Below are 13,478 nucleotides of genomic sequence, written 5' to 3'. Positions count from 1 at the left end.
GGATCCGTGTTGATGAATATGATGACCGTCATAAATCGGGTCGAGTGGAAAGAGAGAACAGCGAATCAGGAAACGGAAGGCGGTTCGAACAGTGCCAGCAAGGCATCGCGGTTGGCGGCGAGCAGCGCCCTGCCCTCGGCGTTGTCACCCACGGCGCGGGCCAGTTGCAAGGCGCCCACCATCTGGCTCGCGATGGTGATGGCGCGGGCTGGATCGGCTTCTTCGGGGAGCGATTGCTGGACGAGTTCGATGAGGCCTCGAACGCGCTGCGCGGCGGCGCTGCGCACCTCGGGCGACTGGCGCGGCATCTCGGAGGCCAGCGCGGCCACGGCGCAACCGTTCTCGGTGCCGCTCAGGTGCCGCTCAGACAGATAGCCTTCGACCAGCGCGCGGTACGGGCTGGCGCCGCGCGCCTGGCGGGTGGCACTGCCTTTGGCGATGCGCTCCGCGCTCTGCCGCCCGGCGTGCACCAGGGCCTCGGCCAGCAACGCGTCGCGAGAAGGAAAGTGGGCATAAAAACCGCCGTGCGTAAGGCCCGCCTCTTTCATGATGTCGGCCACGCCCACACCGTTGAAACCGGCGCGACGGATCACGCGCGCCGCCGTGTCCAGGATGCGCTCGTGGGTCAATGCCTTGCGGTTGGGTGCGATTTCCATGGCGGGAGTGTAGCCGAAATATGACGATCATCATATGATGACCATCATCTGAATCCGGTCATTCCTGCCCGGTTCAGTAAGTCAGCGTGACGATGACGGTGTCGGTGTACGAGCCCGACGACACACCGCCTTGCGCCGGAATGCGGCCGTGGATGGTGACCGGTGTGGGCGAGCCGGTGCCTGTGCCGGAGACGGTGTTCACGCCCAGGCTGTTTCCCCAGGCAAGCGTCCTGGCGGCATCGCGGTAGATGCCGTAGCCGATGTAGCCGCCCGCGCCGTTGCGCATGCGGCGGTTGCCGGCGTGGTGCTGGCCGTTGTCCATGCCGATCTGCCAGGCCGTTCCACCGGGGCAGCGCAGCGTGACCGAAGCGGCCTGGTCGTGCGCACCGGTGAGCGAGGACGCCAGCGTGCCGAAGTCCAGGTCGGTCACCGCGGTGATCTGGCAGCCGGAGGGCACGTTGGCATGGTTGCCCGAGAACCCCAGGCTGATGTTGGAGCCGCTGGAGCAGTTGGCCGGATAGCCACCCGAGCCGAACACATAGCGCAGCTGCCCGTCGGGTATCTGGGCCTGGTAGTTGCCCGCCGGCAGCGCGCCCTGTCCTGCAAACACACGGCCGTGGATCGGCAGCGAACCCGACGCCTGTCCGTAACCGCCAGACCCCGGGATCAGCAGGGTCCAGGTGTACTCCGGAAACCCGCCACCGAAGGGACCGATGATCTGGGTGCGCGCGGCATCCGAGAACAGGTTGTACTGCAGGTAGGAACCGTTGTAGTTCGTCATGCGGCGTGGATTGACGTCCGGCACGGGGGAACCGCCCGCGATGTACATGCACACGCGCACGTAGGCCGGCGTGGACCCGCTCCCGCAGGTGAAAGGCAGGTTGGTCTGCGTGTCGGTCGGGCTGGTGGCGCTGATGGCGCCGAAGTTCAAGCCAATGCCGCCGCTGACCCAGCAGCTCTGGGCCTGCACCGAGCTGAAGGCAGACGCCAGCAGGCCCGCGAGGAAAACCCACCGCACGGTACGAAGCCGGCACGTCAATCGCATGTCATGTCTCCCAGGTGAATCTGGCCCGCCGATTCCGGGAGGGCATCTGGCAACCGGATGCGGCAGGCCTTGCTGCCGGGCCATTCGACCTTGAGCAGGGATCCCGGCACCGGGTTCTCGATGAGGATCTCGCCGTCGTGGCCCACTTGCGAAAAGACGCTCATGGCCGGACGGTCGGGCGTGGTGGGACCAATCGCCTCCACCACCACGGCACGGCCCATGGGAAGGGGCCCGCCGTGCGCATCGCGCAGGGCGGCGCGCGCCGACACCACCCGCTGGAAGGCGAAGTCCACCCGCGCGCCGCTGTAGCGCGGCGGCACGGCGTGGAGGGTCGTGGGCGCAGCGGACACGTCGTAGGCCAGGTCCAGCAGGTCCACCGAGATCTGATTGCGCTGGTTGGCGTTCAACCGGTTCACCAGCAGGTGGCCGCGCGAATCCGTGCGGCCGATGGGCCGGTTCTCCAGTCTCACGGGAATGCCCTCGAGGCCGGGCGTGGAGACGAGGGCAAAGGCATCGTCGATGCGCCGGGTCAGGAACGCGCGGCGGTCCATCAGCGCGACCGCGCCGCCGAACGAGGTGCTGAACGACGACGTGGAGCCCGCGTTTGCACCACCGCTGTAGCGATCAACCGAACCCGCCCATTGCCCTACAGGGGTGTTCCGGCTGAGGTTCACCTGCGACGCGCCTTTCGGGCCCGTCTGGGCGACGCGCCAGGACCAGTCGTCGTCGTGCAGGGCGGATTGGCTGGCCTGCCAACCCCAGGCGGCGTCTCCGTCCTGCCGTTGTGCCGAAGTCGACAGCGTGAGGCCCTGGCCCAGCGGCACGCTGAGCAGGAAACTCAATCGCGTGTCCGTGCGGGTCGACCGGGTTTCTGAAAGCCCCACGGTCCAGCGCAGCCCGCCAGTGAGCTGCCGCGTCAGCGCCACGCTGGCCAGGCGCAGATCCTGTCCGCTGGCATCGCGCTGGCGCACCGCTGCGGTGCCGATGTCCCATCCCGCCTGGCTGAACCCGAAGAACGCCCGGTCGCTGCTGCGCGGCGCGGGCGAGCCACCGGCCAGGGCGAGGTCGCGGAAATGCGCCGAGGCTCTCTGGCTGCGCACCGAGAAACGCCAGGGGCGCGCATCCCACTGGTAGCCTGCGCTGGCTTGCCGGCCTGACAAACCCGCGGCGGCGTCGCTGGCGGCCAGCGAGGCATGGAACACACCGCCCTGCGCGCCCACCCGGGTGGCACCCCCCAGGCCGAGCAACTTCACGCCCTGTCCCCACTGCGCCTGGCCTTCCACCGTGAGCGCATCGCTCCACCCGTAGCGCCACGATCCACTGGCCACCGCCCCGGACGCGTACGAGTTGGACTCGCGCCCGTAGGCCTGGCGAAGGGCGCCGGCTTCGAGCGACCAGTCCACGAGCCCCTGGCGAAGCAGTTCCACCGTGCCGTAGATGGGGACATCCAGCGTGCGGCGCTGGCCCGTGGTGTCCGTGATGACCAGTTGCGCCAGACCCGCGCCGTTGACAGAGGTGAAGCTCTCGATGGTGAAAGCGCCGGGCAGCACCTGCAGTTGCTCCTTCAACAAACCATCGACGTACAGGTCCACGGTGGATGGCAGCACCGCCTGGCCTTCGAAGCGTGTCAACGGCGTGGTGGAGCGGTAGGGCTGCAGCCCGAAGTCCGTCCCCCATCGCAAGCCGCCAATGCGCACGGGGCGCGTCCATGAGAGCGATGAGGTGACGGTGTCGCCCAGGACCAGCGACGTGCCCTGCGCAGTGAAGTCGCTGCGCCAGGACGTGTCCAGGCGCAGGTGCGACAGCCCGGCGCCCGGCGTCGTCGTCCGCTGCGACCACTGGCTGAGCAGGGTGTGGCTGAACACCCCGAATGGCTGGAAGTGGCGCCACTCCGTCCAGGCGTTGAAATGCGTGGACGCATCTGCGCCGCGCGCCGTGCGTTGCAGATGCAGGTCGTAGTTGAGCAACCAGCCAGAGGCGGCGGAGTTCTGCTGCGGCAGCAGCCGCTTCTGAGCGACCTGGCTGGTGTGGGTCGTGCTGCGATCGAGCAGGCCCACCGGAGCGAGCACGTTCAGCCGTTGGCGGGGCGCATCGAAATCCACCTGAACGTCGGGCAGCAGGTCCAGTCGGATCTGGTCGCCTTGCCAGATCCCTGGCGGCAGCGCGTCGGCGTTCAGCCCCAGCTCGCCCATCGCCTGGCGGTCTGCCCACACCTGCCCGCCTGACACCGTCAGACGAACGAGACCCGGGGTCGGCACCTGGTTGACACGCGCTTCGAGGTAGAGAACCTGCGCGGCGGCTTCCGGTGGCATGGCCTGGGCCAGGGTCGCACACGGCAGCACGGACACGAACAGGAAGGCAGCGGTGTCAAGGTTGACCCGGGTCCTGCGCCAAGACCGTCTCATGGTCGTCCTCGTTGATCCTGGCCTGGAGGGTGCCGTCGATTCGCTGGAGCGAAGCCGGCACCGGCACGGTCCATTGCCTGGCCGCGCCGGAAAGCACGTAGCCGAACAGGCCGGCGGCGAACACCTGCCGCTCGCCGCTGGCCGCGTCCACATACGTCATGCCGCTGAACTTGACGCGTCGGGGGCCGTTGTTGCGGATCGTCAGCAGCGCCTTCTGGTCGCCTGCCAGCGCGAGTCGAGCGCTCACCAGAGAGGCGGGTGCGGGCCCGGGTGCGCTGGCAAGTGCGGTGTCGGTCCCGCCTGTGGGCGCCACAAACACGGGGATCACGTAGCGAAAAAGAAACTGCACGCCACCCGGGCGCGACGCCTCCTGCGGCGTGGTTCGCGCAGCGGACTCGGGCAACTGGTCGACCAGCAGGCGGTAGGCCGACTCGGCCTGTGGCCGGCTGGCGGGTGTGCGGACGATCCGCACGATCTGGGTCTGCCCTGGCGGAATCTCCACCAGCGGTGGGCTTGCCACCAGCTCGGTCGTGCGCTCCAGCGTTTCCTCGCCGTCGGCCTGCCGCCAGCCCAGCACCCGCACCTGGGCCTTCAGCGGCTGCTTCGACGTGTTGCTCAGCCAGACGGCCTGCGCCCGCTGGTTCGGCGTGAACTCCAGCAGCACCGGAGTGGCCTGCAGGCCACTGGCCGAAGCGGAACCCATGGCCAGGGCGGCGCCAAAGACCAGGCCCGACCACCGGGCGACGCGCCAGCGCTTGCACTCACCCCCGCGCGCAGCGGGGGTGGTCACACGACCCGACATCGCGATCAGTAGGTCACCGTGGCGATCACGACATCCGCGTAGTCACCGGCCGGCGAGTTCGCCGTGGCAATGCGGCCATACACCGGAATGTTCTGGTCCGAGCCGGTGCCGGTGCCGGACAGGGAGCCCGCCAGGTCGTTGCCCCAGACCTGGGACCGAGCGCCGTCGCGGTAGAGCTCGTAGGCCACGTAGTCGCTGCCCTTGATCATCCGCCGCTCGCCACCGCCGAAGTTCTCGCCAGCGTCCAGGCCGATGGTGTAGTCCGTGCCCGGCGTGCAGTTCACGCTGAGTGCACCGGCGGCGTCGGTGTCGGTCGCGGTGGAGGCGATGCTGCCGAAATCCACGTCCGTCGACGGCACCGAGTGGATGTCGCAGGTGGCGGTGATGGTGACCTTGACGTTGAGGTTGACGGTGTCCGTGGCGGCTTGGGCACCGTAGGCGCTCAAGAGGCAGGTGGTGACGATCGACAGGTGGCGCAGGCTGAGCATGATGGGTCCTTCCGAGGTTCAGCGGCGCATGCGGACTCGAACCGAAGTGTTCGAGCTTTTCATGGCCTAGTCGGAAGGCTAATGAAGCCGCTGTCGCAGAAGTACGAAAGACATCAAGTGCGCGTATTGCGGTACCAGATGCAGAAACGGGTCGGCGCAACGCACTTCTGGCGCCAAGGCCATTTCCACCGCAGCGCAACTCAGTCCAGCACCAGACCACTCATGTTCACCACCACGCCCGAGATCGCCGCGGCGCCGTCGGAGGCCAGAAAGGTGAGCGTGGCGCACAGGTCGTCCAGCGTGGGCAGGCGCTTGAGCACGGTGCCGGTCGCCGCGCCTTCCAGCATCTGGTCGACCGTCAGGCCCAGGCGCCGGGCTTCGGTCGCGAACACGGGCCCCGCGTGCGAGCCCCGTGGCAGGGTCTGCGGGATCGCGTGCGAGCGCACGCACACGCTGCGAACGCCGCTGGCGCCGAGTTCGCCGGCCAGATGCCGAGAGAACGCTTCAACTCCCGCGCAGGCCACGCTGTGGCCCAGGAAGCCGGGGCCGACCATGCGGGATGCCGGCGTGGTGAGCGACAGCACGACGCCTCGCCGGCGGCGCACCATGTGCGGTGCGACCGCCCTGGCGATGGTGAAGCTGCTGCGGATGTAGGTGTCCACCGGCAGTGCGAATTCATCCAGCGACAGGCCTTCCAGCGGCACGCCCTGCACGTGCGCCACGCCGATGGCGTTGAAGGCGACGTCGACGCCCGAGGCGCTCTCGGCCACCTGCGCCGCATGCCGTTCCACCGCGGTCGCGTCCCGCGCGTCCAGCGTGTTCCAGTGCGCGTTGCCGCCTGCGGCGGTGATGTCGTGCACCACCGTTTCAAGCCCGGGCGCGGACCGACCCACCACGAACACCTGAGCGCCTGCGCGCCCGAATGCGCGGGCCGCCGCGCCACCCACTGCGCCGCCACCGCCGTAGACGATGGCCGTGCGTCCTTCCAGAACCATGGGGAACTCCTTGTCATGTGCGCCGGCTGGCGGGATGCCGCCGCTCGCTCAACAAGGACGTCGGTGCGGGATGTTTTCCGACATCGACCGCGAGCGATCAGTCCGGCTCCATGCCCTGCACCGGCAGAACCCCGGGCGCAAACGCGACGATGGGGCGCACGACGAACACCGCGGAATCGAATGCAAGGCGCCGCGCGGCGCTGTGGGCCTCGGCCTGCGAATCGCAGTCGATCACGTAGATCCCCAGCAGCTGTTCCTTGGTCTCGGCGAACGGTCCGTCGGTGACGGGAGCCGTCTCTGTCGCCCGACTGGCCGGGGGCGCCAGCCGCATCACCGGACCCAGCCGTTGGCGTGCCAGCAGCTCTTTGCGCAGCTCGGCGTGCCGACCCATCACCTCGGCTTCCTCCTGCTCGGTCCAGGCGGCCACCGCGGCTTCAGAGCCGTAGATCAGGATCGAATACAGCATCTGGGTTCCTCTCTCAGGCTCGGGCTGCGCCCGGTGGTGGCAGGGCAGACAGGCGGGCGTGGATGTGCCGTTGTTCTGCGGGTGTGCGCGCCAGACTCAGCGCGCATTCCAGCGCGGCGCGTGCCTCGTCGTCGCGGTGCAGTTCGTGCAGCAGGGCGCCGCGCAAACCGTGAAAGTGAAAGTAGCCCGCCAGGCTCGTGGTCAGCGGGTCCACCAGGCGCAGCGCGGCGCCCGCGCCCCGCACCTTCGACACCGCCACCGCGCGGTTCAGCGTGACCACGGGGGAAGGCTGCAACACCTCCAGCGCCGCGTAGAGCCGGTCGATCTCGGCCCAGTCGGTGCACTCGGCGCTGCGCGCCTGCGCATGCGTCGCGGCAATGGCCGCCTGCAGCTGGTAGGGGCCGGGCGCCTGGCGCGCCAGCGCGTCGTGCAGGTAGGCCAGTCCTTGTTCGATCAGGTCGCGGTCCCACTGCGCTCGGTCCTGCCATTCCAGCAGCACGAAGTCGCCATGCGCATCGAGCCGCGCAGGTGCGCGGGCGTGTTGCAGCAACATCAGCGCCACCAGCCCCGCGACCTCCGGCTCCTCGCCGAACAGCTGGTGCAGCAGACGCGTCAGCCGGATGGCCTCTTCACACAGCGCCGGGCGCAGAGGGTCTTCACCGCCGCTGGCAGCATAGCCTTCGTTGAACACCAGGTACAGGGTGGCGAGTACGGTCGAGAGCCGGCGCGCGGTCTCCACGCGGCCGGGTGCCTCGAAAGGCACGCGCAGCTCGCCAACGCGTCGTTTGGCGCGCGTGATGCGTTGCTCCATCGCGTCTTCGCTCACCAGGAAAGCGTGTGCCATTTCAGCGACCGACAGGCCAGACACCACACGCAGCGCCAGCGCCATCTGTTGGGCCACCGGCAGGGCCGGATGGCAGCAGACGAACAGGAGGCGCAGCACGTCGTCGCGGTACCGGGACCGCTCCAGCCGCTCGATCCATCGAGGGTCGGCGTCGTCCAGCTCCGAGAGCAACTCCTCATCCGGCAATTCGACGTGGTGCGCGCGCCTTCGCCACTCGTCGATGCCTGCGTTGCGTCCCACCAGCACGAGCCACGCCACCGGATCCCGCGGCAGGCCTGCCTGTGGCCAGGCCCGCATCGCCCGCACGCAGGCCTCCTGCAGGGATTCTTCGGCCAGGTCGAGGTCGCGAAAGAAACGCAGCAGCGAGGCCAGGGCGGTGGGCCGCGCACTGTTCAGACTGTGGTGGATCCCGGCGGAGTCGGTCATGGCGAGGAGAGGTGGCCCGGAAGTGGTGCCGTGTTCCAAGGACGCACCAGGAACGAGGATACCGACACCCGCTCGTCGCCGCAGCTCTCGCTGCGTGCACCGCCTGCCGCTGGCGGTGCGTTTGAGAGCCGCAGGAGCGCGTCAGGCGGCTTGCGCCGCCGCGTGTGCGGTGAGCTGCGGCCGCACCATCAGCGAACGGGAAGCCTTGTCGTCTTCGCAAGCCAGTTCGACGCGCAAACCTTGCGGCAACCGCGCGCACAACTGCGGCTGGATGTAGGGACACTCGTCGAGCCACAGGTCCGGGTGATTCTGCAGGTCCTGCACGCAGCTGTAGAACACCAGTCCTTCAGCAAAGCCCGGTTCCAAACCATAGATCTTGTAGGCCAACACGATTTGCGCTCCTGGAAAACTCGTCGATGAAAAGGGGGCCGACGGCACGCGATTCAGGACTTGCGATCACATGCTGCCACCGTTGCGAGGCAAGAATATGACCGTCCGTGCGGGTGCTTTGTAGGACGCGTGCCAATTCTCACGACGGACCCCGTGAGTCGGCAAACGGCGTGCCCGGCCCTTGCCGGACCCACCGGTTTCAGCCCCCCGGACGGGTCGGCGCGCCGACGAATCCGGCGGGAAAGTTTTCTGCGAGAAACGCCTCCCCGCGCTCCAGCACGAAGTAGCGGAACGCCTCCGCCGCTGGCGAGAGCAGCTTGGAGAGCGTGTGCACCACGTTCCAGCCGCGCACCACCGGTGCGCCCTCCACGTCGAGCACGGCAATCAGCCGGTTGCTCAGTTCCAGGCCGATGGTGTGCAGCGACAGGAAGCTCAGTCCCATGTCCGCCATCACCGCCTGCTTGATGGTTTCGTTGCTGGCCATCTCCATGATCACGCGCAGCTCCACCTGCTGGCTGGTGAGAAATTTCTCCATGGCGGCACGCGTGCCCGAGCCCGGTTCGCGCACGATGAAGTCGTATTCGCGCAGCACCGCCGACGGCACATGGCCGGCGCGCGCCAGCGGGTGGTTCACCGGCGCCACGAACACATGCGGATGGGCCGCAAACGGCTCGGCGCGCGTGGCGAGCTCCTTGGGTGGGCGGCCCATGATGGCGATGTCCACCTCGTTGGCGTGCAGCATCTTCACCAGTTGCTCGCGGTTGCTCACCGCCAGGCGGATGTCGATGCTTCCGTGCTCGCGCCGGAATTCGGCCAGCAACTGCGGCAGGAAGTACTTGGCCGTGCTGACCATGCCGATCACCAGCGTCCCGCTCTCCAGCTTCTGCAGGCGCGCTGCCGCGTCTTCCGCGTCCTTGAGCGTGGCCAGCATCTTTCGCGCATAGACCAGCATGTACTCGCCCACCGTGGTGAGCGCCACCTTGCGGCCGGTGCGCTCGAACAGCGGCATGCCCACATGGCCTTCCAGCTCCTTCACCTGCATGGTCACGGCCGGCGGCGTGAGGTGCAGCACCTGCGCCGCGCGCGCAAAGCTGAGGTGGCGAGCCACCTCGCTGAACACCCGCAATTGGCGAAAGGTGGCGTTCTTCATTCAGAAATCACTTAACTGAAGTTCAAGGAAACGTGAATTTACTTTGTTTTGGGTGAAACCTAAAGTGCATTTCACCCCCGACCTACCCCATTTCCGGAGCCCTTCATGAGCGACACCCCCTCTGCCTCCACCGAGATCACCGATGCCAGAAAGCGCTACAGCGCCGGGGTGCTCAAGTACAAGCAGATGGGTTACTGGATGCCCGACTACGTGCCCAAGGACACGGACACCCTGTGCCTCTTCCGCATCACGCCGCAGGACGGCGTGGACCCCGAGGAAGCCGCCGCCGCCGTGGCCGGCGAATCGAGCACCGCCACCTGGACCGTGGTATGGACCGACCGCCTCACGGCCTGCGACAGCTACCGCGCCAAGGCCTACAAGGTCCAGCCGGTGCCCGGCCGCGCGGGCGAGTACTTCGCCTGGGTGGCCTACGACCTGATCCTGTTCGAAGAGGGGTCCATCGCCAACATGACGGCCAGCCTGATCGGCAACGTGTTCAGCTTCAAGCCGCTGAAGGCCGCGCGGCTGGAGGACATCCGCATCCCCGTGGCCTACGTGAAGACCTTCAAGGGCCCGCCCACGGGCCTGGTGGTGGAACGCGAGCGGCTCGACAAGTTCGGTCGCCCGCTGCTGGGCGCCACCACCAAACCCAAGCTGGGTCTCTCGGGCCGCAACTACGGTCGCGTGGTGTACGAAGGGCTCAAGGGCGGCCTGGACTTCATGAAGGACGACGAGAACATCAACAGCCAGCCCTTCATGCACTGGCGCGACCGCTTCCTGTTCGTGATGGACGCCGTCAACAAGGCCAGCGCCGATACCGGCGAGGTGAAAGGGAGCTACCTCAACGTGACCGGCGCCACCATGGAAGACATGTACGAGCGCGCCGAATTCGCCAAGGACCTGGGCAGCGTGATCGTGATGATCGATCTGGTGATCGGCTACACGGCCATCCAGAGCATGAGCAACTGGGCGCGCAAGAACGACATGATCCTGCACCTGCACCGCGCGGGACATGGCACCTACACGCGCCAGAAGAACCACGGCGTGAGCTTTCGCGTGATCGCCAAGTGGATGCGACTGGCCGGCGTCGACCACATCCACGCCGGCACGGCGGTGGGCAAGCTCGAAGGCGATCCGCTCACCGTGCAGGGCTACTACGACGTGTGCCGCAACAGCGTGACCAAGGTCGACCTGCCGCGCGGCAACCACTTCGAGCAGGACTGGGCCGACATCAAGAAGGTGATGCCGGTGGCCTCGGGCGGCATCCACGCCGGGCAGATGCACCAGCTCATCGACCTCTTCGGCGACGACGTGGTGCTGCAGTTCGGCGGCGGCACCATCGGCCACCCCATGGGCATCCAGGCCGGCGCCGTGGCCAACCGTGTCGCCCTTGAATCGATGGTGAAGGCGCGCAACGAAGGCAGGGACATCCTGCAGGAAGGCCCGGAGATCCTCAAGCGCGCCGCGCAGCACTGCAGCCCGCTCAAGGCCGCCCTCGATACCTGGGGCGAGATCAGCTTCAACTACCAGAGCACCGACAGCAGCGATTACGTCAACACCCCCGCGCTGGCCTGAACCACGAAGGACCCCACACCATGATGACCAACCCCACCGGCCGCGTGACCCAGGGCCAGTTCAGCTTCCTGCCCGACCTCACCGATGCCGAGATCACCGCGCAGATCGAATACGGCCTGAAGCGCGGCTATGCGTGGAGCGTGGAATACACCGACGACCCGCACCCGCGCAACACCTACTGGAGCATGTACGGCAACCCCATGTTCGACCTGCACGACGCCGCCGGCGTGATGCAGGAGCTGAACGCCTGCCGAAAGGCGTTCCCGCGCCACTACATCCGCATGATGGCGTTCGACTCGACGCGCAACGTCGAGACCATCGTGATGAGCTTCATCGTCAACCGACCCGCCAGCGAGCCTGGTTTCATGCTGGAGCGCCAGGAAGTGAATGGCCGCAGCCTGCGCTACACGACCCGCGGCTACGGCACCGACCGTCCCGAGGGTGAACGGTACCGCGACGCGGCCTGAGCGAGCCATCCGCCATGTCCTACGTCATCCCCGGCAGCACGCCACCGGTCGAAGCACCGGAGGCCTCTGCGCCTGCGCCTTCGCCGGCGGCAGATGCCCCGCGCTCGGTGGGCGCGGTGCTGGCGCAGACGCAGGTGCAGGCGGTGCTGCAGGAACTCGACGATCAATTGGTGGGCCTGGCGCCGGTGAAAGCCCGCGTGCGAGACATCGCGGCGCTGCTGGTCATCGACAAGCTGCGCACCGGCCTGGGTCTGGCGTCGCAGGCGCCCAGCCTGCACATGTGCTTCTCTGGCAATCCGGGCACCGGCAAGACCACGGTGGCGCTGCGCATGGCGCAGATCCTGCACCGACTGGGTTATGTGCGCAAAGGTCATCTGGTGGCCGTGACGCGCGACGACCTGGTGGGCCAGTACATCGGCCACACGGCGCCCAAGACCCGCGAGGTGTTGAAGAAAGCCATGGGCGGCGTGCTGTTCATCGACGAGGCGTACTACCTCTACCGCCCCGAGAACGAGCGCGACTACGGCCAGGAAGCGATCGAGATCCTGCTGCAGATGATGGAGAACCACCGCGACGACCTGGTGGTGATCCTGGCCGGTTACGCCGACCGCATGGACACGTTCTTTCAGTCCAACCCCGGCATGCGTTCGCGCATCGCGCACCACCTGGAGTTTCCCGACTACGCCGCCGACGAGTTGATGCAGATCTCGCACCAGATGCTGGCCGGGCAGGACCAGCGCTTCAGCGACGAAGCCGCCGAGGCGTTCGAGCGTTACCTGGGCCTGCGCCTGGCGCAACCCCATTTCGCCAACGCGCGCAGCGTGCGCAACGCGCTGGACCGCGCGCGGCTGCGTCAGGCCAGCCGGTTGTTCTCGCAGCCCGAGCGCGAGTGGACGGCCGAAGAGCTCACCACACTGGAAGCCGCCGACATCCTGGGCAGCCGCCTGTTTCAGGGCGAAGGAGTGCCCCATGCTTGAAGCCCTCATCTTCGACGTCGACGGCACGCTGGCCGACACCGAGGCCGCGCACCAGGCCGCCTTCAACGAAGCCTTTGCCGAAGAACGGCTGGACTGGCACTGGGACGACGACACCTACACCCGCCTGCTCAAGGTGTCGGGCGGCAAGGAACGCATTGCCCACCACTGGCGCCAGGTCGATCCCTCGGCACCGCGCGGCGCCAGACTGCGCGAGCGCGTCGACCGCATCCACGCCATCAAGACCCGCATCTACGAAAGCCGCGTGAGCGGTGGTCAGCTGCCGCTGCGCCCCGGCGTGATGCGCGTGATGCTGGAGGCGCTGGCCGCCGGCCTGCGGCTGGCCATTGCCACCACCACCACGCCGATCAACGTGGACGCCCTGCTGCGCACCCCGCTGGGCGCCGAGTGGCGACGCCACTTCTCCGCCATGGGCGATGCGTCCACGGCGTCGCGCAAGAAGCCCGACCCGCTGGTGTACCAGCAGGTGCTGGCCGAGCTGTGCCTGCCCGCGCAGGCCTGCCTGGCCTTTGAAGATTCCGAGAACGGCCTGCAGGCGGCCACTGCCGCGGGCCTGCAGACGCTGGTGACGCCCACCGTGTTCACCGTCGGCCAGCGTTTCGACAGCGCCATGCTCGTGCTGCCGCACCTGGGTGAACCCACGTTGCGCCTGCCACTGGGCGTGGCCGGCATGGACGAGCCCTGGGTCACGCTCGCGGCCCTGCGCCGCTGGCACGCGGGCACCTTGTTCGAATCGGCCTGAGCCCTCCATCCACACACCCTACGCGGAGCACC

At 67.8% G+C, this 13,478-nt stretch carries 14 protein-coding genes; 4 read left to right on the top strand and 10 right to left on the bottom strand.

The window, feature by feature from the left end:
- Nucleotides 1-65: 65 nt before the first annotated feature.
- The 10 genes from ACTIEY_RS18675 to ACTIEY_RS18630 form a co-directional block, all read right to left on the bottom strand.
- Nucleotides 66-656, bottom strand: a complete 591-nt coding sequence (locus ACTIEY_RS18675) for a TetR/AcrR family transcriptional regulator (protein WP_439520651.1) — start codon at nucleotides 654-656, stop codon at nucleotides 66-68.
- A 73-nt stretch (nucleotides 657-729) separates the two neighbouring features.
- Nucleotides 730-1,701 (bottom strand): Csu type fimbrial protein, encoded by a 972-nt coding sequence (locus ACTIEY_RS18670; RefSeq protein ID WP_439520650.1) that lies wholly within the window; start codon nucleotides 1,699-1,701, stop codon nucleotides 730-732.
- Entirely contained in the window at nucleotides 1,692-4,106 is a 2,415-nt protein-coding gene (locus tag ACTIEY_RS18665) for a fimbria/pilus outer membrane usher protein (protein ID WP_439520649.1), read from the bottom strand. The genes ACTIEY_RS18670 and ACTIEY_RS18665 overlap by 10 nt, the downstream gene beginning before the upstream one ends.
- A complete protein-coding gene (locus ACTIEY_RS18660; protein WP_439520648.1) occupies nucleotides 4,069-4,908 on the bottom strand; it encodes a fimbrial biogenesis chaperone in 840 nt (279 codons plus the stop codon). Before ACTIEY_RS18660 ends, ACTIEY_RS18665 begins: the two co-directional genes overlap by 38 nt.
- Nucleotides 4,909-4,913: 5 nt before the next feature.
- Nucleotides 4,914-5,396, bottom strand: a complete 483-nt coding sequence (locus ACTIEY_RS18655) for a Csu type fimbrial protein (RefSeq protein ID WP_439520647.1) — start codon at nucleotides 5,394-5,396, stop codon at nucleotides 4,914-4,916.
- 200 nt (nucleotides 5,397-5,596) lie between these two features.
- Nucleotides 5,597-6,391, bottom strand: coding sequence for an SDR family NAD(P)-dependent oxidoreductase (locus ACTIEY_RS18650; RefSeq protein ID WP_439520646.1), 795 nt, complete (start codon nucleotides 6,389-6,391; stop codon nucleotides 5,597-5,599).
- Nucleotides 6,392-6,488: 97 nt separating this feature from the next.
- Complete coding sequence (locus ACTIEY_RS18645; RefSeq protein WP_439520645.1) at nucleotides 6,489-6,857, bottom strand: YciI family protein; 369 nt, start codon at nucleotides 6,855-6,857, stop codon at nucleotides 6,489-6,491.
- 13 nt (nucleotides 6,858-6,870) lie between these two features.
- Nucleotides 6,871-8,127 (bottom strand): RNA polymerase sigma factor, encoded by a 1,257-nt coding sequence (locus ACTIEY_RS18640; RefSeq protein WP_439520644.1) that lies wholly within the window; start codon nucleotides 8,125-8,127, stop codon nucleotides 6,871-6,873.
- A gap of 141 nt (nucleotides 8,128-8,268) precedes the next feature.
- Nucleotides 8,269-8,517 carry a hypothetical protein gene (locus ACTIEY_RS18635; RefSeq protein WP_439520643.1) on the bottom strand — a complete coding sequence of 83 codons (249 nt, stop codon included), beginning with the start codon at nucleotides 8,515-8,517 and terminating at the stop codon, nucleotides 8,269-8,271.
- 199 nt (nucleotides 8,518-8,716) lie between these two features.
- Nucleotides 8,717-9,667, bottom strand: coding sequence for a LysR substrate-binding domain-containing protein (locus ACTIEY_RS18630; protein WP_439520642.1), 951 nt, complete (start codon nucleotides 9,665-9,667; stop codon nucleotides 8,717-8,719).
- Nucleotides 9,668-9,772: 105 nt separating this feature from the next.
- On the opposite strand from ACTIEY_RS18630, the gene ACTIEY_RS18625 reads away from it, so the two are divergent.
- From ACTIEY_RS18625 to ACTIEY_RS18610, 4 genes are read left to right on the top strand one after another with little or no spacing between them, the layout of a single operon-like run.
- Nucleotides 9,773-11,242 (top strand): form I ribulose bisphosphate carboxylase large subunit, encoded by a 1,470-nt coding sequence (locus ACTIEY_RS18625; protein ID WP_439520641.1) that lies wholly within the window; start codon nucleotides 9,773-9,775, stop codon nucleotides 11,240-11,242.
- A 20-nt stretch (nucleotides 11,243-11,262) separates the two neighbouring features.
- Nucleotides 11,263-11,709 carry a ribulose bisphosphate carboxylase small subunit gene (locus tag ACTIEY_RS18620; RefSeq protein ID WP_439520640.1) on the top strand — a complete coding sequence of 149 codons (447 nt, stop codon included), beginning with the start codon at nucleotides 11,263-11,265 and terminating at the stop codon, nucleotides 11,707-11,709.
- Between the two features lie 14 nt (nucleotides 11,710-11,723).
- Entirely contained in the window at nucleotides 11,724-12,686 is a 963-nt protein-coding gene (gene cbbX, locus ACTIEY_RS18615; RefSeq protein WP_439520639.1) for a CbbX protein, read from the top strand.
- Nucleotides 12,679-13,446, top strand: a complete 768-nt coding sequence (locus ACTIEY_RS18610) for an HAD-IA family hydrolase (RefSeq protein WP_439520638.1) — start codon at nucleotides 12,679-12,681, stop codon at nucleotides 13,444-13,446. The genes cbbX and ACTIEY_RS18610 overlap by 8 nt, the downstream gene beginning before the upstream one ends.
- The last annotated feature ends 32 nt before the right edge of the window (nucleotides 13,447-13,478 follow it).

The organism is Hydrogenophaga sp., assembly GCF_051858985.1.
Taxonomy (GTDB): domain Bacteria; phylum Pseudomonadota; class Gammaproteobacteria; order Burkholderiales; family Burkholderiaceae_C; genus Hydrogenophaga.
Note: the sequence above shows the minus strand (reverse complement) of the source record. Positions and strands in the feature narration are given on the sequence as shown.